The sequence below is a fragment of the Mesorhizobium sp. BHbdii genome (genome assembly GCF_053848045.1).
Window position 1 is genome coordinate 1 of sequence record NZ_JBSPKX010000041.1, and the last position, 840, is coordinate 840.

General features: G+C 61.1%; 2 protein-coding genes. Both read left to right on the forward strand.

Annotation, left to right across the window (positions count from 1 at the left end; genetic code table 11):
* The coding region (locus ACWTU8_RS31660) for a hypothetical protein (protein WP_455851231.1) at positions 1-402 on the forward strand (402 nt) is incomplete at its 5' end.
* Positions 403-470: 68 nt separating this feature from the next.
* The gene (locus ACWTU8_RS31665) at positions 471-716 is read left to right on the forward strand and encodes a DNA-binding protein (RefSeq protein ID WP_454583151.1); all 246 of its coding nucleotides are present in this window, start codon (positions 471-473) and stop codon (positions 714-716) included.
* Positions 717-840 lie beyond the last annotated feature (124 nt).

The following is an 840-nucleotide window of genomic DNA, read 5'->3' on the forward strand; positions in this document are numbered from 1 at the left end:
TTTTTACTCGGAGGATTTGCGCTTGAGAACGCGATCAAAGCTTTCCTGGTCTACGAACATCCGCACTGGATTTCGAACGGCAAGCTCGCGAAGAATCTTCGATCGCATTCATTGACAGGGCTTCATGCCCAGTCGGCTCTCATTCCATACAAGACGCGGCACCGCGGGGCGCTGGCGGCGTTCGAGCAAGGACTCGAATCGTGGGCGCGATATCCCTGCGCACTCTCGGTTGAGGAATCTGAGCCCGAGCCGGCGATGTCGGCTGCAATTTGGGCTGGCTACCAGTTCTTGATGCAGGCTTATGGGCGCCGACTACAGCGGCTTTTATCGCAAAGCCTTTGGAAAGGCCCACACGGCTTCCATGGCCGCTGGACATTCGGCGGGGAATTCCTATCACTCTAAAGCCGCGTCGGCCTTCCAAAACCGTTCCGCACGGTTGGCCTTTTCTCCGGCGCCATGGAGCCGGCTCGATGGCAAGTTGGGTCACGAAACCGAGGCGCGAGCTCGATACCGGCGCGGTGTGCAGGCGATATCGGATTTCCGACACCACTCTCGACCGCCGGCTCGACGACCGGAGGAGCGGCTTTCCTCAGCCGCACTGGCGCGGCCGTCGCCGGTTCTGGCTGGAGAGCGAACTCGACGCTTTCGACACGGCCAGGATAAAAGCGCTCACCGGGGACGTCGCCAGTCACGAGCGGCGCGAGTTGGCCCTCTAAGCTTTCGGCAAGATCGCGACAACGGCCGGCGTCAACCCGGTATACTCACGCCGGCTGGTGTACATGCCGCCTACCTCTTCCGCCGCCTGGCGGAGGATCTTCAGCACCATTTCACTGTTCCCCA

Excerpts from the sequence above, each read along its gene's own strand:
- ACWTU8_RS31665 (WP_454583151.1), top strand. The coding sequence starts at position 471 with ATGGCAAGTTGGGTCACGAAACCGAGGCGCGAGCTCGATACCGGCGCG.